This is a genomic window from Gordoniibacillus kamchatkensis, assembly GCF_000829455.1.
In the GTDB taxonomy this organism is placed as follows: domain Bacteria; phylum Bacillota; class Bacilli; order Paenibacillales; family NBRC-103111; genus Gordoniibacillus; species Gordoniibacillus kamchatkensis.
In genome coordinates this window covers 25096-42255 of record NZ_JXAK01000006.1, presented here as the reverse complement: position 1 = coordinate 42255, position 17160 = coordinate 25096, and the positions used below count along the sequence as shown (strand labels likewise).

The 17160-nt window shown below is 58.0% G+C and carries 19 protein-coding genes; 5 read left to right on the top strand and 14 right to left on the bottom strand.

Annotated elements, in window-relative coordinates; genetic code table 11:
* Positions 1-11: 11 nt before the first annotated feature.
* Genes SD70_RS04985 through SD70_RS04980 form a run of 3 tightly spaced genes read left to right on the top strand, consistent with a single transcriptional unit; the run spans position 12 to position 1659 of the window.
* Positions 12-788 carry a hypothetical protein gene (locus SD70_RS04985; protein ID WP_052487067.1) on the top strand — a complete coding sequence of 259 codons (777 nt, stop codon included), beginning with the start codon at positions 12-14 and terminating at the stop codon, positions 786-788.
* The gene (locus SD70_RS32860; protein WP_052487066.1) at positions 785-1114 is read left to right on the top strand and encodes a hypothetical protein; all 330 of its coding nucleotides are present in this window, start codon (positions 785-787) and stop codon (positions 1112-1114) included. The genes SD70_RS04985 and SD70_RS32860 overlap by 4 nt, the downstream gene beginning before the upstream one ends.
* Before the next feature lie 35 nt (positions 1115-1149).
* The gene (locus tag SD70_RS04980) at positions 1150-1659 is read left to right on the top strand and encodes a hypothetical protein (protein ID WP_041046231.1); all 510 of its coding nucleotides are present in this window, start codon (positions 1150-1152) and stop codon (positions 1657-1659) included.
* A gap of 285 nt (positions 1660-1944) precedes the next feature.
* Here the strand turns inward: SD70_RS04980 and SD70_RS04975 are convergent, their stop codons facing one another.
* On the bottom strand, positions 1945-3279 hold the full coding sequence (locus SD70_RS04975) for a PhoH family protein (RefSeq protein ID WP_041046229.1): 1335 nt from the start codon (positions 3277-3279) through the stop codon (positions 1945-1947).
* A 105-nt stretch (positions 3280-3384) separates the two neighbouring features.
* Between SD70_RS04975 and SD70_RS04970 the strand changes: the two genes are divergently transcribed.
* Positions 3385-3954, top strand: a complete 570-nt coding sequence (locus tag SD70_RS04970) for a YhcN/YlaJ family sporulation lipoprotein (RefSeq protein WP_041046227.1) — start codon at positions 3385-3387, stop codon at positions 3952-3954.
* 47 nt (positions 3955-4001) lie between these two features.
* Here the strand turns inward: SD70_RS04970 and SD70_RS04965 are convergent, their stop codons facing one another.
* From SD70_RS04965 to SD70_RS04905, 13 genes are all read right to left on the bottom strand, one after another.
* The gene (locus tag SD70_RS04965; protein ID WP_041046225.1) at positions 4002-4454 is read right to left on the bottom strand and encodes a pyridoxamine 5'-phosphate oxidase family protein; all 453 of its coding nucleotides are present in this window, start codon (positions 4452-4454) and stop codon (positions 4002-4004) included.
* A gap of 168 nt (positions 4455-4622) precedes the next feature.
* Positions 4623-4895 carry a hypothetical protein gene (locus SD70_RS04960; protein WP_041046223.1) on the bottom strand — a complete coding sequence of 91 codons (273 nt, stop codon included), beginning with the start codon at positions 4893-4895 and terminating at the stop codon, positions 4623-4625.
* Positions 4896-4927: 32 nt separating this feature from the next.
* The gene (locus SD70_RS04955) at positions 4928-5362 is read right to left on the bottom strand and encodes a hypothetical protein (RefSeq protein WP_041046221.1); all 435 of its coding nucleotides are present in this window, start codon (positions 5360-5362) and stop codon (positions 4928-4930) included.
* Positions 5363-5380: 18 nt separating this feature from the next.
* On the bottom strand, positions 5381-5662 hold the full coding sequence (locus SD70_RS04950) for a YlaH-like family protein (protein ID WP_041046219.1): 282 nt from the start codon (positions 5660-5662) through the stop codon (positions 5381-5383).
* A 26-nt stretch (positions 5663-5688) separates the two neighbouring features.
* Positions 5689-7536, bottom strand: a complete 1848-nt coding sequence (gene typA, locus SD70_RS04945; RefSeq protein ID WP_041046217.1) for a translational GTPase TypA — start codon at positions 7534-7536, stop codon at positions 5689-5691.
* Positions 7537-7674: 138 nt separating this feature from the next.
* Complete coding sequence (locus tag SD70_RS04940) at positions 7675-8154, bottom strand: hypothetical protein (protein ID WP_041046215.1); 480 nt, start codon at positions 8152-8154, stop codon at positions 7675-7677.
* A gap of 107 nt (positions 8155-8261) precedes the next feature.
* The gene (locus SD70_RS04935; RefSeq protein WP_082053143.1) at positions 8262-8933 is read right to left on the bottom strand and encodes a TerC family protein; all 672 of its coding nucleotides are present in this window, start codon (positions 8931-8933) and stop codon (positions 8262-8264) included.
* A 75-nt stretch (positions 8934-9008) separates the two neighbouring features.
* A complete protein-coding gene (gene thiI, locus SD70_RS04930) occupies positions 9009-10214 on the bottom strand; it encodes a tRNA uracil 4-sulfurtransferase ThiI (protein WP_041046213.1) in 1206 nt (401 codons plus the stop codon).
* Complete coding sequence (locus SD70_RS04925; RefSeq protein ID WP_041046211.1) at positions 10211-11389, bottom strand: cysteine desulfurase family protein; 1179 nt, start codon at positions 11387-11389, stop codon at positions 10211-10213. The genes thiI and SD70_RS04925 overlap by 4 nt, the downstream gene beginning before the upstream one ends.
* A gap of 1202 nt (positions 11390-12591) precedes the next feature.
* The gene (locus tag SD70_RS04920; RefSeq protein WP_041046365.1) at positions 12592-13407 is read right to left on the bottom strand and encodes a lytic transglycosylase domain-containing protein; all 816 of its coding nucleotides are present in this window, start codon (positions 13405-13407) and stop codon (positions 12592-12594) included.
* Between the two features lie 172 nt (positions 13408-13579).
* A complete protein-coding gene (locus SD70_RS32855) occupies positions 13580-14023 on the bottom strand; it encodes a hypothetical protein (RefSeq protein ID WP_052487064.1) in 444 nt (147 codons plus the stop codon).
* Positions 14024-14045: 22 nt separating this feature from the next.
* The gene (locus tag SD70_RS04910) at positions 14046-14255 is read right to left on the bottom strand and encodes a DUF1540 domain-containing protein (protein WP_041046209.1); all 210 of its coding nucleotides are present in this window, start codon (positions 14253-14255) and stop codon (positions 14046-14048) included.
* 143 nt (positions 14256-14398) lie between these two features.
* Complete coding sequence (locus tag SD70_RS04905; RefSeq protein ID WP_041046207.1) at positions 14399-14899, bottom strand: YpuI family protein; 501 nt, start codon at positions 14897-14899, stop codon at positions 14399-14401.
* A gap of 147 nt (positions 14900-15046) precedes the next feature.
* Here SD70_RS04905 and SD70_RS04900 point away from each other — a divergent pair, with 147 nt between their 5' ends.
* Positions 15047-16948, top strand: coding sequence for a S8 family peptidase (locus SD70_RS04900; RefSeq protein ID WP_041046205.1), 1902 nt, complete (start codon positions 15047-15049; stop codon positions 16946-16948).
* Positions 16949-17160: the final 212 nt, after the last annotated feature.

Sequence of the window (17160 nt, the reverse complement as noted above, 5' to 3'; positions counted from 1 at the left end):
GGCGGAGCGGCGTGTTCAGACGTACTGCGGCGCCGATGCTGATCGTTGTGCTGCTGCTAGGTTTTTGCTTGTCCGTGACGCCTGCTGCGTATGCGGAGATGGGCGACGGCAAGGCCGCCGGCGCGGATGCGGAGGCGCTTGTGCAAAAGGGGCTGACGATCGCGGAGATTGACCGGGAGCTGGAGCGGCTGCGGCAGGAAGACGCCGCTCTGACCGCACAAATCGCGGATTCGGAAAAGCAGGTTGCGGCGCAAACCAAGCTGGTCCAAAGCAAGCGCCAGCATGCCGGCCGCGTGCTGCGCGCCTATTATATGGGCGAACGGGACTCGCTGTGGCTGCTGCTGTTCTCGCTCCATTCGTTTCAGGACGCCGTGAAAACGTTCGAATATTTAAGCATGATCATCGCCGGGGATCAGCGCAAGCTGGCCGACTATATGGCGGCCATGACCGAAATGAAGAAGCTGCAAGCCGGGCTCGTTAACGCACAAGCGAAGTTGAAGCAAGCCGAAGCCGAATATTTGGCGCAGCGCGACCGCCTCATACGGCTTCAGGACGAGCTTGACAAGCAGCTGGCCGCAACTCCGGAGGCGCAGGAAGTGATGAAGCGGATCGAAACCGTTACCACCACGTGGCAGCAGCGCGGCATGCCGCTGTTCAGGAACTATTTCGACGCTCTTTCCGAAGCGATGAAAGCTTTGCCCGAGCTGGCCGCCAAAGGGCCGGACGGCAAACCGCGCCTTACGCTGGACGGCCTCAACGCGACGTTCGCCATTAGCATGGGGACTTGAACGATTTTTTGCGGGCGCGTAACGCTCTGTTTCGCGATTTGACGTTCCGTTTCGTCGTGGGCGGAGTTGCCGCGGAAGGAAAGCATGACGACTTGTCGCTGTCGATCCAGGGCGCATACGAGCTGGATACTGGCCAAAAAACGATCGCCTTCCGTGTGCGCAAGCTGATTTTCAACGGCTACGAGCTGCCCGATACGACCGTACGCGATCTGGAACGGCAGGTCGACCTGAGCATTAATACAAAGAAGCTCGTGTCGTTCCTAGAGCCGACGGAGTTGAAGCAAGAAGAAGGCAAACTGACGATCCGCATGAAATTGAACTTCTAAACGGCGAAAGCTTAAAGAAAGGTTGACGGCCCATCATGAACTTGGAATCGAAAATCGGCGTGGCCATGACGCTTCCGGAAGGCAAGCTGCCGGGCTTCTATGCGCAAATCGTGAAAGGACTCGCGAGCCGCGTGCAGCTGTTCGACCGCGACAAGGAGCTGCTTGTCGTCAGCACCGCAGAAGAGCGCGACGCCGTTCAAGACGTATTGCGCCAATATAAGGTAGCAAACGAAGAGCTGGAGCTCGTCTTGCTGCCCGCGGAGGCGGCGGCGACGCCTTTGTTCGACGATTACGGCTTTACGACCCGCTCCGAAAACCGCTACTTGTATCGCGACCAGGTCCTGCTGTTCACTTTGCATTCAGACGCTCCGGGAGGCGAGCGCGATCTGGCGCTGCAGCAAATCGGCGAGTTTTTGATCGCGAGCGCCCCTGCCGGCCCCGGCGAAGTTGACGAGTCCAGCGCCGTCCTGGCGGTAGACCGCCAACATGACGAGCTGATGCAACGCATTGCGAAAGCTTATCATTGCCGCGTCGAATGGGTATGAATGAACAGAGAGTAGTTCGTCTGAAGCGGGGGCTACGTCGATAAACATGCCCCTGTAGTTGCTTGGAGAGCAATTACATAAGCGAATTTACCTTGATAGCCCTCTGCAAGTGCCCGGAAAGCAATTGGAGAAGCCCCGGCGCCAACTTCCCGCAAAAATGCGTCCGCAATTGCCTTTTGGGCAACTGCGGACGCATTTTTCACGATGATCGCCTCAGAAATTGCGTTAGCGCAATTACTGAAGCATTTTTAGTCGGGCGACGGGAGCCTCCCCTTGCCCCTCGCCTTACAGCAAATCCGCCGCAAGCTGCGCCAGATGCGACCGTTCGCCGCGCTCGAGCGTTACGTGGCCGGCGATTTTTTCCTGCTTGAACCGTTCCACCACGTAGGAGAGCCCGTTGCTCGTCGCATCGAGGTACGGGTGATCGATCTGTTCGGGGTCGCCGAGCAGGACAATTTTGCTGCCTTCGCCGACGCGCGATACGATCGTCTTGATTTCGTGCTTGGACAAGTTTTGCGCCTCGTCGATAATAATGAATTGGCCGGGGATGGAGCGACCGCGAATGTAAGTTAGCGCCTCCACTTGAATCGAGCCGAGCCCGGCCAAAATTTTCTCGATATCGCCCTGCTTTTTCGTATCGAACAAATACTCGAGATTATCGTAAATCGGCTGCATCCAAGGCCGGAGCTTCTCTTCTTTCTCCCCCGGCAAATAGCCGATATCTTTCCCCATCGGGACGACAGGACGGGCGATGAGCAGCTTTTTGTACTTATGTTCGTCTTCCACTTTCATGAGCCCGGCCGCCAAAGTGAGCAGCGTCTTGCCGGTGCCCGCCTTGCCGGACAGCGTCACGAGCGGAATGTCGTCGTTCAGCAGCAGCTCGAGCGCCATGCGCTGTTGGGCGTTGCGGGCGGCGATGCCCCACACCGGTTCGTTGCTGAGGTACAGCGGCTCCAGCTTTTTGCCGTCGGCGTTCACTTTGAGCAGCGCAGACTTCGACGTGCCGAGCTCGTCTCGCAATATGACAAACTCGTGCGGATTGAGCGCAAACCCGAGGCCCAGCGAACCGACGCCAAGCTGCCGGTACGAATAAAATTCGTCGATGACGCCGGGATGTGCATGGACGGTGACGAAGCCGGCGTACAAATCGCTCGCTCCGGGGACGATCCGGTCCGTCAAATAGTCTTGCGCCGGCAGCCCGAGCACGTCGGCCTTAATCCGTACCAGCGTATCCTTGCTGACCAGCACGACCGGGCACGGTTCGGGTTTGGCTTGCTCCTCGGCAAAGTAATTGAGCGCTACGGCGAGAATGCGGTTGTCGTTCGTCAGCTCGGCGAATACGTCTTGCATTTTGGCGAAGCTGCGGTGATTAAGCTCCACCTTCAGCTTGCCGCCTCCTTCCAGCGGGATCCCGTCATGCAGTCTCCCCTTCGCCCTCAACCCGTCCAGCAGCCGCGATACGTGCCTCGCATTGCGTCCGAGTTCGTCCGCGTTGCGCTTCTTCGAATCGATTTCCTCCAGCACCACCGCAGGGATGATCACATCGTTGTCCTCGAAAGCAAAGATGGCGTTCGGATCTTGAAGCAGTACGTTCGTATCGAGCACATAAATTTTTCTCATCCGAGCTCCCTCCCAGGTTTGGCGATTGGATGTCCGATTTACATAGATCGGTACACGAAAGGACAAACTATCGGCGAAATGTCATGGTACGAAAGGAAGATGAATGTGCGACGGTTACTTGCGGCGGTCATGATGTTGTCCGTATTCGTCGGTTGCAGCAATCAACAGGGTAACGGCGCTTCCCCCTCTCAGGCATCGAATCAGAACAACGTCCGCGTACAGCAGAGCGCCCCGGCGAAGCGGGAGATTGCGAATCCCGCGGAAGTGCAGAACCGAATGGAGCAGCTGGCGCTAAGCGTACCGGGCGTGCACGCCGCCAACTGCGTCGTGTTTGGAAACACGGCGGTCATCGGCATAGACGTGGGGCCAAATATGGATAGATCCAAAATCGGCACGATCAAATATTCGGTCGCCGAAGCGCTGCGCAAAGATCCTTACGGCGCGAATGCGATCGTGACCGCCGACATGGATCTGGGCCAGCGGCTGCGGAATATTCGCGACAAGGCGCGGCAAGGACGAACGGTAACCGGATTTGCGGAAGAGATGGCGGACATTATCGGCCGCATTATTCCGCAGATGCCGGAAGATTTGCGCCGTCCGGCTCCCGATGCGCCGCGCGATGCGGTACAGGGCGGCACAAGCGACTACGCGAACAACCCGAATGCCGGACATTGAGGCAAATCGCGCAATATGGCAAAAGCCAGGCATGCCGTTTGGCATACCTAGGTTTTTTTCATAGCGGCAAACACTTGTCCGTCCAGCTTCTTGGCGGCGCGGATGTCGTACGTTTTCTCGTATTCCGGCTCAGTGCTGATGCGCGCGCCGTAAAACATCGCGTCCCGCACCGCTTGGACCGTGACCTCGATGCAGACCAGGGCAAAAGGCACGTCTTCCAGCCGTTCCGACACGATGTTTGCACTGCCGTAAACGGCATGGACCGAGCCTTCGCCGATGAGCGTAAGCGTCACGTTCGGATTGGCTTTTATGTTCGCGACGAGGCGCGATCTGCCGTCGATGGCGAACCGGACGCGCGCGGCATCCACCGCGTATACCCAGGAAAGCGCCGACACAGCAGGCCCTCCCGTATCCGCATCGATCGTGCCGAGCAGTACCAGTTTCTCTTTCCGCAAGGCGGCGACAAGTGGCTCAGGCAAAGCTGTGATCGTTTCTGCCATAGGATCAAGGCCCCCCCGTCGGGAAAAATGAGTAAGGCAAAGGTTCCTTGCGCTTCAAGTATAGCATAGGATGTGGCGGGCATCCACCATCCGAAGCCCGCCAAGCAAGCAAGTTTATCCTATTGTATCGCCGCTTTGCCGAACTTATGTCGCTTTCGGGATTTCCACTCAGTTGTATTTCGGATTCGCCTCGATATCGGCGAGAAGCCGCTCCGCATGCTCGCGGTCGAACAGCTCGGTTTTCGTCTTGCCGTCCGCCGTATATTTCACATGAATCATCGTTTCGTCCACAGCCGCCACCTCAACATGCGACAAATGATGGTCTTCGCGCAAAATTTGCCCGAAAAAATCGAGCGTCTCCCGCGCCGCGTTGTCGTCCGGACGCGCTTCCGCAACCAGGCGGATCTGCAGCAAATTAAACAAAGCGTCCTGCAGCCTCATCCTACTTCCTCCTCACCATCGGACCTCGTCATTCATTCCCCGAACAGCACGACAAAACGCTCCTGCCGCCACCAGCGGCACATCGCGTCCAGCCACGTTCGCTCCCGCCCCGCCAGCGCGCCAGCCAGCGAGCTGGCCAGCGCCAGCGCATCCGCCGGTGCGAGGAGCCGCTCGAAAAACGCTTCGCCGCAATGCGACAGCGTGTGGTGGCCGCTTCCAAATATAATCGGCCCCGAAACGGCAAGCGAGGGGATGGATCCGTCCGCGGCGCCACAGGCGGAACCGCCGTGCGCCGCCTCGCTCTCCCCCGCCAGCAGCCGTGCTTTAAACAGCGGCAGCAGCCATGGGTGAACGGCATGCAGCCGCTTGCGAAACGCCTCTGCCGCGCCGCTTTCCGCTTGCACCCTTTCGTCTCCGAGAACGACGAAAGGGGCGGTCGTCACCGGCGTCAGCCAAAAGTGCGACATGCCCCTCCCCCTTTGCCATTATGATTGCGACGAGTCGCCCCGCTGCCGCTTCTCGGCGTATGCCCGCACGCGCGTGAGCAGCATCAGGAACAAGGCGACGGCAATGCACAGCACGATCGGCAGCCCGAACAGCTGAAAAATGAGCAGCAAGTAGCAGCCGACCGCCATCGCCGCATATACGACGATCAGCTTCAAGATCGGCAGCCGCCGCGTCGCAAACACTTTATGGTACACATACGCCACCATGACGAAAATGAGCAAATAGGTGATGAGCGTATGGTCGCGGAACCAATCGGTCATCTAGGGCTTCCTCCCCGCGCCTTGCGTTATACGCCCGCTTCCGCCATTTTCCGCTGCTTCTCGGCGCGCTCGCGCTCGCCTTTGTTCAATATTTTTTTGCGCAGGCGGATCGATTTCGGCGTAATTTCGCAGTATTCGTCGTCGTTCAAATATTCGAGCGCCGCTTCCAGCGAGTAAATGCGCGGCGTCTTCATCTTCACCGTTTCTTCTTTCGTTGCCGAGCGCACGTTGGTGAGCGCCTTCTCCTTGCAAATGTTCACGATAATGTCGTTATCGCGGTTATGCTCGCCGACGATCATGCCTTCGTACACTTCGGTGCCCGGATGCACGAACAGAATGCCGCGGTCTTCAACCGACAAAATGCCGTACATCGTCGCCGTTCCCGATTCGCTCGCGACCAGCACGCCTTCGTGGCGGCCTCCGACACCGCTGCCTTGATACGGCCCGTAGCTGTCGAACGCGCTGTTCATCGTGCCGTATCCTTTCGTCAGCGTCAGAAAATGCGTACGGTAGCCGATCAGGCCGCGCGCCGGAATAAGAAATTCAATGCGCACGCTGCCCGTCCCTTGGTTGATCATGTTGACCATTTCGGCTTTGCGCGTGCCGAGGCTTTCCATCACGGCGCCCATGCTTTCTTCCGGTACGTCGATGAGGAGGCGCTCGATCGGCTCCATTTTTTGCCCGTCGATCACTTTAATGATCACTTCCGGCTTCGACACTTGCAGCTCGTATCCTTCGCGGCGCATGTTCTCCAGCAGGATGCCGAGGTGCAGCTCGCCGCGGCCGGAGACGATGAACGCATCCGGCGAATCGGTCTCGTCGACGCGCAGGGCGACGTCCGTTTCCAGCTCCTTGAACAACCGCTCGCGCAGCTTGCGCGACGTTACCCATTTGCCTTCGCGGCCGGCGAACGGCGAGTTGTTGACGAGGAACGTCATCTGCAGCGTCGGTTCGTCGATCTTAAGCACCGGCAGCGGCTCCGGGTTGGCAGGGTCGGCGATCGTCTCGCCGATGTTGATCTCTTTAATGCCGGCGATCGCAATAATGTCGCCCGCTCCGGCCGCTTCGATCTCGACGCGCTTCAGCCCCTGGAAGCCGAACAGCTTCTCGATGCGCGCCTGCTTCGTTTGCCCTTCGCGCGTAATGACGGCCACGGACTGCCCGGCTTTAATGACGCCCCGGTTCACGCGCCCGATGCCGATCCGGCCGAGATAGTCGTTGTAGTCCATCAGCGTGACGAGGAACTGCAGCGGCTCTTCCGTGCTTTCCGTCGGCGCCGGAATGTGCGAGACGATCGTGTCATACAGCGGCTGCATCGTGCTTTGCTGCTTTTCCGGCTCCGGCTCGAGGCTGGACGTGCCCATCAGGCCGGACGCGTACACGACCGGAAAATCGAGTTGCTCGTCGTTCGCGCCCAGCTCGATGAACAGATCAAGCACTTCGTCGAGCACTTCCGCCGGGCGGGCGTTCGGGCGGTCGATCTTGTTGACGACGACGATCGGCGTCAAATTCGCTTCCAGCGCTTTGCGCAGCACGAACTTCGTCTGCGGCATCGTGCCTTCGAAAGCGTCGACGATCAGCAGCACGCCGTCGACCATTTTCATAATGCGCTCCACTTCGCCGCCGAAGTCGGCGTGTCCCGGCGTATCGACGATGTTGATGAAAAAGTCTTTATACTGAATGGCCGTGTTTTTGGCCAAAATCGTAATGCCGCGCTCGCGCTCCAAATCGTTGGAGTCCATCGCCCGCTCCTGCACCGCTTCGTGCTCGCGGAACGCGCCGGATTGCTTCAGCAGTTGGTCGACAAGCGTCGTTTTGCCGTGGTCGACGTGGGCGATGATGGCTATATTGCGAATTTTGTCTCTGGCATGCATAAGGTTTACGATTCCTCTCCATTTCATGAAATAAGCGTCGGACAGTTTCCGACGCTTTCTTTCTATATCTGTGTCCATTATACGTGGAGCCGCGCCAAAAAGCAACAACGGACGACGCCCCGCGGCTTGCGTGAGCGTCTACCAAGCTCGCGGTCGGCGCCAAATGAGCAGCAGCCCGGCGATCACGAGCACGATGACGATGAAGTAAACGCCGAGCTTGGCCAGCACAGCCATCCCGAACAACAGCGCGGAGACCGCCGTCAAAATGACCGAAGCCGTTAGCGCTCCGCGGTCGCGCCGCTCAAAAAAGTACAGCTCGTACAAGCCGACCGCCACGCCGAAAATGAAGCCAGGCCATATGTACGACATCGCGCCCCAGCCGAACACGTTGCAGAACAAAAACATGAGCGAATACGTGACCAGAATGCCTCCGGGCACAAGGACTCCGGGCGGTAGCACGCGATTGAAATACAGCATATGCAGGACGACGCCGGGAGCGAGCACGAGCAGCGGCCACAACAAGCTTCCCAGGAAGCCGAATACGCCTATCTTACCGAGCAGCAGGATGACGGCCACCGCAATGAGCAGCACGCCTACGGATACGTTGTTTCGATTCATCGCAATCCCTCCCGGTGCCGTCGCCTCGGCCATGCCGTTCGACAGCTTTCTACATTGTAGTGTAGCTCAACTTGGAGAAAATTGCTAGAGGGAGCCAAGGCTTGCCCTCAGGCGGTACGGCGGGCTGTCAGCTTTTTGCCGAGGCCTGCGGCCACGACAAAAATGGTTGTCAAGACCGGAATGATCCAGTGCAGCGGAGAGTCGTCATGCAGGAACAGGCGGTGCATTTCTTCGTCGTTCACGAACATCTCACCTGCGGTGTAACCGAGAATGGCGGCTCCCAAATAGATGAAGATCGGGTATTTGTGAAGCAGCTTCATGACGAGCGTGCTGCCCCAGATGATGATCGGAATGCTGACCCCGATGCCGAGAATGATGACGAATACGTTGTTCCCCGCTTTGGCGGCGATCGCCAATACGTTATCGAGACTCATGACGAAGTCGGCGACGATGATCGTCCATACTGCTTTCGGCAGCGTAGAAGCTTGCTTCACGTGCGCCTCGCCTTCGTCGTCGATCAGCAGCTTCACCGCAATCCATAGCAGCAGCAGGGAGCCGGCAGCCTGGATATAAGGTATTCCGAGCACGAAGACGGCGATCAGCGTCAGCACGAGCCGCAGTCCGATCGCTCCGGCCGTCCCCCACCAAATGGCTTGGCGGCGCTGCTCGGCGGGAAGATTTTTGCTGGCCATGGCGATGACGACCGCATTGTCCCCGCTGAGTACGATGTTGATCAGCAAAATTTGCAAGAACAACCATAAAAATTGCACCACGTCCATAAAGCAGTTCCCCTCTCTAACCAAACATCAACCCGATACGATACGTACAAACCCGCGGTCAAGTTTCAACTCCGCTCAAAATAAATGCGCGAGCTCGTCCGTTTGCCGCTGCGCCGTTACCGTCATCGTTTCCGTGCCGGCGGCAGCTTGCTCGATCAGCTCCGGCAGCCACGGCATGCGGTGCTCGATCGCTTCCACCACCCGCATATTCGGATTTGTGCTCGGCGAAGGCGGAACGAACAAGGTGCAGCAGTCCTCGTACGGCAATATCGAGATCGGATACGTCCCTATTTGCTGCGCCATGCGGATAATATCCCGCTTGTCCGTCATGATGAGCGGCTGCAATATGGGCAGCTGCACGGCGCGTCTGCTGGCGTTAAGCCCCGGCAGCGTCTGGCTGGCCACTTGTCCGAGGCTTTCGCCGGTCACGACGGCAAGAGCCTTTTCCCGCTCGGCAAGTCTCTCCGTAATGCGCAGCATGGCGCGGCGCAGCACCGTTACAAGCAAATTGCCGCTGTACGCTTCGTGCACCTTCGTCTGCAGCTCCGTGAACGGCACCATATGCAGCTTCAGCCCGCCGGAGTATTGCGCCAGGACGCGCGCCAAGTCGGCGACCTTCTCCTTCGCCCGCTCGCTCGTGAACGGAAAGCTGTGAAAATGCACGGCCTCGACCTCGAGACCGCGTCGCATCGCCAGCCATCCGGCTACCGGGGAATCGATGCCTCCCGACAGCATCAGCATCGCTTTGCCGCTGACGCCATACGGATAACCGCCGGTCCCTTCCACGACGTCCGTATAGAGCAGCGCCCTCGTCTCGCGCAGTTCAACGTGCAGCACCGTCTCCGGGCTCTTGACGTCGACCGCCAAGCCGGGAGTATGATCCAGCACGTATCCGCCGAGCAGCTCGTTCATGCGCTGCGAATCGATCGGAAAAGCGCGGTTCGCCCGCCGCACGGCAACTTTGAACGTGCGCGGCCGCTGCGGCAGCGCGGCGAACATGGCGGCCGCTTTCTCCTGTATCGCCTCGAGCTCGAGCGAAGCTACGAAAGCCGGACTGTACGAATACAGTCCGAACACTTTGTCCAGAGCGGCAGCCACCGGTTCGGCCGAGGCGCCGTGCAGCTCCACGTAAATTCGGCCGAATTCCGGCACGAAGCGAAGCTGCGGCACATTCGCCAGCAAGCTCTGCAGCTGCGCGAGCACCCGTTTTTCGAAGCGGGAACGGTTGCGCCCTTTGAGCGTAAGCTCGCCGAAGCGGGCAATAACGACGTCAGGCTTCATCGGGGGCTCCCTCCTGCTTGCTTGCTTTTGCGGATCATCGGCCGAAGCTCGGCGACAACGTCCCGCAGCGCCGTTACGAACCGGCGGGCGTCATCCTCCGTGTAATCTTCAGGATAGCTGATGCGCAGGCCGCTGACCGCCCGCGGCTTGTCGAACCCCATCGCCAGCAGCGTCCCGCTCGGCTTCTCTTCGCCGGAAGAACAGGCCGACTTCGTAGAAATAAAATAACCGTGCCGTTCGAGTGCATGAACGACAACCTCCGACTTCATGCCTGGAAACGTCAAATGGACGATATGCGGGGCCATGCCTTCGCCGTCGGTCGGGCCCGTCAAGCGCAGCTCCGGTATGGAAGCGATGCCTTCGGCAAGCACGGCCCGGAACAGGCGCTTTCTCTCTATAGCATCGTCCAATCGGTCCGTCGCCATGCGCAGCGCTTTGGCCATGCCGACAATGAGCGGCACGTTCTCGGTGCCGGAGCGCGAGCCTCCTTCTTGCCCGCCGCCGGCGAGCAGCGGCTCGAGCCGTACTCCCTCGCGGCAGTACAGAAAGCCGGCGCCCTTCGGACCGCGGAATTTATGGGCCGACGCGGAGAGCAGATCGATGCCGAGCTCAGCCGGACTAAACGGCAGCTTGCCAACGCTCTGCACCCCGTCGACGTGCAGCAAGGCCGCGGGATAAGCTTTCAAGAGCCGCGCAACGTCGGCAATCGGCTGGATGCGCCCCATCTCGTTGTTTACATGCATGACGCTGACCAGCACCGTCTCGGCGTCAAGCGCTTCCTCCAGCTTGTCCAGCCGCACTGCGCCGCTTTCGTCAACAGGGACGACCGTGATCCGGAACCCGAGCGACTCCAGCTGGCGAACCGATTCGCTGACCGATGCGTGCTCAATCGGTGTCGTAATCATATGGTTGCCGCGGTTGCGGGCTGCCAGCGCCGCGCCTTTGACCGCCAAATTGTTGCTTTCCGTGCCGCAAGACGTAAAGATAAGCTCGGCCGGCTTTACGCGCAAAATGCCGGCAATCGTCTCTCTAGATTGTATGACAAGCCGCTCCGCTTCCATGCCAATGCGATGAATCGACGACGGATTTCCGTAAAACCGGACCATCACTTCGCGAACCGCCTCCACCACCTCGGGATAAGGCGGCGTTGTCGCGGCGTAATCCAAATACAGCATACCATTATCCTCCTTTACGATTAGCTGGCGGTGTCCAGGCTGCCCGGCAAAGTATGGCTGCGCAGCGGATTGGGAATGCGGAGCTCCGGCTTCAACCGCACCCCGTTCCCCGGAATTGCAAATATGGCGGGAACACGAGTGCAAACGCGCGCTCCGCTTTCGAAATTCCTCCGCTCCGCCTTTATTGGGCAGGCTGATTTAACCAGCTATACGCTCAGCCTTCATTCATTTAAACGCAATTCGGGTTCGAATACAAGCCGCGGACGGCGCTTGACGGCCTCTTCAACAGCGCCGCTATATTCAAGCTATTTGGTGAGCCAGCTGTTGCCGGTAAGGCTCAGGCATCGCTTCCGACGTAGCAAGTACAGCGGCTTTCCAGTGGGACGCCTGGCTTACCAGCCCTTAACTGGAGGTAAAATGCATTGGGCATATTTCCCTGCTTTGCATCCCCAACTAAACGCCCCAGTAACGCCATCGAACTAAGTCGCTTTTAAGTTTTGATGCAGGAACAAAGCCGGCCGGTTTCGTTTCTCGCCACTGATCTTACATGTCAAGCCAGTGACACCTTAAGTTGGCTCAAGTCTCCTCCGATTTCAGGTCGTGTTCCGAAACTGGCGCTACGGGCCGATGCAATAAAGCCCGTGTTCTCTAAACAGAGACTTTACGGGCGCTGTAATTGAGCTAAAATGAAACAAGCGGTCGTTAGCGCATCAAAGGTCGTTCTATGCGAATTTTCGTCGCTATTCATGGAACATTCGGTCTCTCTATGTTCATCGAGTCAAATCGGCGACTAATAACGCCCGGTATGACTTTGCATAGAGAACCTGTTCTCTATGCCGAATAACCAGACTTCCCGAGCAAGTAAGGCTTCACTGCGGGCTGGGAATGGGGGGACTCAGGCTCCACCCACACACGTGTTTCCCTCGAAAATTGAATAAAACATGGTGGGAACATATTTCAAAGGCGCTCGCTACGCTCCCCGCTCCGCCTTTCTCGGGCAGCCTGAATAATCCTGCCAAATTACATAAGGAGACGGATTTTGAGTCGCCATACATTTTGATGCGCCTGGCCACTAATTCAAGCTTGAGATACGGCATCGGACACATTGCCCGGCCGTGAAATCCGCCATACATAGTTTTTGCTTTCTAACCGAGAAAAAGGCCGTCCCGCAAGCAGACGCCTCTGCCGCCGGGACAGCCTCTTTAATTCGCCGCCGCGTATTGATCTTTCAAACCTAGCACTCGTCTTACGTATTGCTGCGTCTCCTGCGGCAACAAGTGCAGCTTCTCGTTCAATTCCGCATCCGTGCGGATGCCGAGCTTGTCGATCCGCCCCGGACCGGCATTGTAAGCGGCTAATGCGACGCTTTCGTTGCCTTTGTATTTGCGCAGCAAGTAGGAAAGAAATTGGGTTCCGGCCACTACGTTTTGCTGCGGGTCGAACGGATCGGTCACGCCGAGTCCTTCGCCCGTATCGTCCATAAGCTGCATTAAGCCTTTCGCGCCGGCCGAAGAAACGGCATTCGGATTGAAGGATGATTCCTGATGTATGACCGCTTTCACGAGGCTAGGTTCAACGCCGAAAGCCGCGCTTGCCTGGGCGATGAGCCGATCGTAGCCGGACGCATTGCCGGCAGCCGTATCGCCGCCAAATCCGGCTCGGCCGCGGCCGATAGCGGGCTTGGCGGCGCCGGCCGCAGCGTATGCCGCGTACGGCGAAGCCGCAAGGCCGGATAATCGTAGTTCACCGCTCATCCCGCTTATGACGGACGGACCTATCATACCCGCCCGCCCCATGGCGGCAAGAGCCGAAAGCGCAGAGCCTGCATTCGAGCCTGTTCCGGCAAAACCCGCTCCGTTCGCTCCGGCGCCGGACAACAAGCTTTGCAGCATTCCCGCGAAATCCAGACTATCGTCGTTCGTTCCGCCATCCGAACCGGAACCGGAAGTAATCAAATCCATCTGATTAAGCAGCTGAAGCTGCAGCAATTGCTTGATCGTGCTCGAATCGATGTTCACGCGCACGTCCCCCAACTTGGAAGCTTGTCTTCCCTTGTGCCCCGCTCGATGCTTGCGCAAGCTTCCATCGAGTGGAACCTGGTTATGTACGATTTCCATTTTACCACGCCCGGCCTGCGGTGACTACTGAAAAAAGACGCTCCCGGAAAAGGAGCGCCGCACCTGCTTGTGATTACGTGTAATAAGGAACAAGGACGTAGTAGGCAGCAACCGCAAGCAATCCGAGCGCCATCGACCACATGCCGAGGGCGCGATTGCCGCGGACGTAAGCAGCAAAGCCGACAACGACGGCAGCGGGGCCGAGTATCGCCGGCAGGAAAAAGAGCGAGATCGCCGCGAGCACAACTGCGACGATGCCTAGCGATCTGTTTGCCGCGACGACTTCTCCCTCGTCCGCCACGAGCGCACCGATCGTTTCCAGCGGTCCGTCCCGCTCTTCTTCCTCGCCGCCGGCGCGCACATCCGGTTGCCGCGGCGCATAGCTTCCGGGCTGCGGAGCAAGCTCCGCCGCATATTCTTCGTCCGCATGCCGGGCGCCGGTTTCCTGCTCGAACTGCAGCCTGCCGCGAATTCGCGGCGGCAGCTCGGACTCTCTTTTGTCCGAATCGGAGTACATGTTGGTTCCTCCCGCTCCAGCGTTACTTTTTCTGCGTAAACGTATGGCAGCAAGTTCCGGAACTGGCGCCGGCCGCATCCTGATGGTCGGAATCGAAAGCTTCGCCGGCAAATTCGGCGTCGAATTCGGCGTCCGCATGCTTGTCGATATCGATCATGATCAGGTCGGCCCCGCATCTGTTGTCTTGCTTCCAATAAGCGCAATTGGCTACAGAGCATTTCACTTGCGGCATTTTCGCATCACCCCTTACTCAAGGTGCCCGCCGCAGCATGCTTCTATCCCCGGGAGAGCCTGTCAGATCGTTACTGGGAAAAAAAGAAAAAGGACGCCGAATCGGCATCCTTCGCCTCCGCTATACTGCAGCGCCGGGTAAGCTTACACCCGTTCGCCTTGCATTCTTTTTTGCGTGATGTAGTCCGTCTCGTAATAAGATAAGTCCTCGCGCATTTCCTCGAAAATTTTGGACAGCTCCACCGTCAAATCGCGCACCTCGCGGGACGGCTTTTTGCGGAAGCGGATAGCGTCCTGGCCGGTGTAAGCGTAGCGGCCGTCTTCGGAGTAGCATTCGTTCTTCGGATAGAAGAAATTGCTGACGCAATTATGGTAGACGTCGTATAACGTGCGCTCCGCATAATCGACGTTGAAATTCGGGCGGCGCAGCGATACCCCGAGCTTCTCGTAAGCGACTTCACAAAATACGAGCAAATGCCGCGCGTCGGACAAATACCCGCGGTAAAACTCGTCCATCGCCGGATCTTTCTCTACGTTCAACTGCGACAACGCATACGTGTTTAAAAAAAGCTCAAGCTTGGCAATGGCTTCCTTCAGCTTCGTGCGAGTCGTTTCACAAGTGTTTTTTACGTTGAATACAGCCATATCCCAAAGACCTCCTTCATAAACGACCAATCACTCCACTTATCGTACCATAAAATAACTTCAATCTCTAGGTGCATAAATCATTTACCAGCAAATAACCCTAATAGGAGCTAACGGCCCAAAAACGAAGCCCGAGGAGGACTCATCATGTGGCGCTATGTGCTTTCGCTGGCGGTTATCGCCGCGTTCGGCCTGCTGCTCGTCGCCGGACGCCATCATCCGAACGATTCGCGCGTCCATCCGCTCGCCGAAACGTCGGACAAGCATTTGCTCGTGCAGCAAGATGTGCAGCGAACCGACGAGCTGTGCCGGGTGCAGTGTTCGCTTGATTTTCGCGATGCGGTGCAAAAGCTGCAGGGGAAAACCGGCTCCGAAGCGCGCGCGGTGCTCGAAGATATGCGCAGCAAGCACGCTCATATGGACCGTCTCGTATGGTCGAAAAGGGAGCAGGCGCTGGAGCAAGGTACCGCTGTCGGCACCGTCGACGGCGGCGTCGAGCAAGCCGCCCGCACGTATATGAAAGCGGCAAAGGAAGCGGCGCTGCGCGGCCAGACGTATCAATCCCCGAAAATCGAGAAGGGCGAAGAAGCGTATTTCGTGCTCGGCCAACCTTCGCCGGACGGGACCTGGTCGCTTGTAGGGCTCGTACACCAGCAAATATTAGCGCACGTCGCCGACCACCAGCGAAAAAATTTGCGGCTGCAGCCTTTTCCGGCGGAATCCCACCCGAAAATCCAGTCGGTGGACGCGAACACGCTGAACAATAAAGCCGTGCTGACTCCCGACGACCGGGCTGGCACGAGCCATTATCACCAAAACGAAGTCGTCGTCCGCTTCAAAAATACCCCGACGGAAGCGCAGCTGCGCCAAATTCAGCGCGAAATCGGCGCCGCGGCTTACCAAAAGCTCGGCTACACGTACGTGTTCCGTGCGGAAAAGCTGGAAGCCAAGGCGCTCATGGACTATTTTCGAAAATGGGACGTCGCTTATGCCGAGCCTCACTATTTCTACATGACGAACGAGACGGACAATAACGGTTTCGACAGCAACAATGGCAATGGCAATGACAATGACGTAACGGGCGCCGGGATCGCCCCTATCGTGCCGAACGACTATTTGTTTTCGCGTTATCAATGGAACTTGCCGATTACGGACACGACTACGGGCTGGCAAGTCAATAAAGGAGATAAAAGCGTAACCGTAGCGGTTGTCGACACCGGGGTCGACTTGGGCCATGCCGACCTGCAAGGCAACCTCGTATCCGGCTATAACGTCGTTAATCCAAACAACGCTCCGGTGGACGACGTCGGCCACGGCACGCATGTCGCCGGCATCATTTCCGCGCTTGTCAACAACGGCATTGGCGTCGCCGGCATGACGTGGTACAACCCCGTAATGCCTGTTAAAGTGCTCGACGCGAGCGGATCCGGCAGCACTTACGCCGTTGCACAAGGAGTCATCTGGGCGACCGACCACGGGGCCAAGGTGATCAACATGAGCCTAGGCAACTATGCGGATGCGCAGTTTTTGCACGATGCCGTCAAGTACGCGTATGACCACGACGTCGTCCTGATCGCCGCCAGCGGCAACGACAATACGGATCGTCCCGGCTATCCTGCGGCTTATCCGGAAGTGTTCGCCGTCGCAGCGAGCGATTCGAATAACAACAAGGCGCCTTTTTCGAACTACGGCGATTATATCGATGTCGCGGCGCCGGGCGTCAGCATCGCCAGCACGTATATGCATAACCAGTATGCTGCGTTGTCCGGCACCTCGATGGCAAGTCCGCACGTCACAGCGCTGGCGGCGCTCATCCGCTCCACCAATCCGCTGCTGAAAAACACCGAAGTGATGGACATTATGCGCAAATCGGCCAAAGACATCGGTCCCCCGGGCAAAGACCCGTATTTCGGCTACGGCCTCATCGACGTCGTCAAAGCGGTGCAGATGGCGCAGCAAGCCAAGTTTTCGATGACGTACTGGCCGCAATGGACGACCCGCCAGCTGCAGCAAATTTCACAGAAGTACGCTATTGCAGCCGCAAGGTAATCTACATCGATTGTTGGACTGGGCGGTACGTAGGATGGAATTTGGGATGGAGTAGCGACTTTTGAACTCGTGTTCCTCCCGCAAGATCAAATCAAGGGAACACGAGTTCAATGGAGCCGGAATCCCATATTCCAATCCGCAGTACCGCCCTTGTCGACAGTAGCGCTCATGCAAAAGGCCGCTTGCGGCAACCCTTTCGGGGTGCGCAAGCG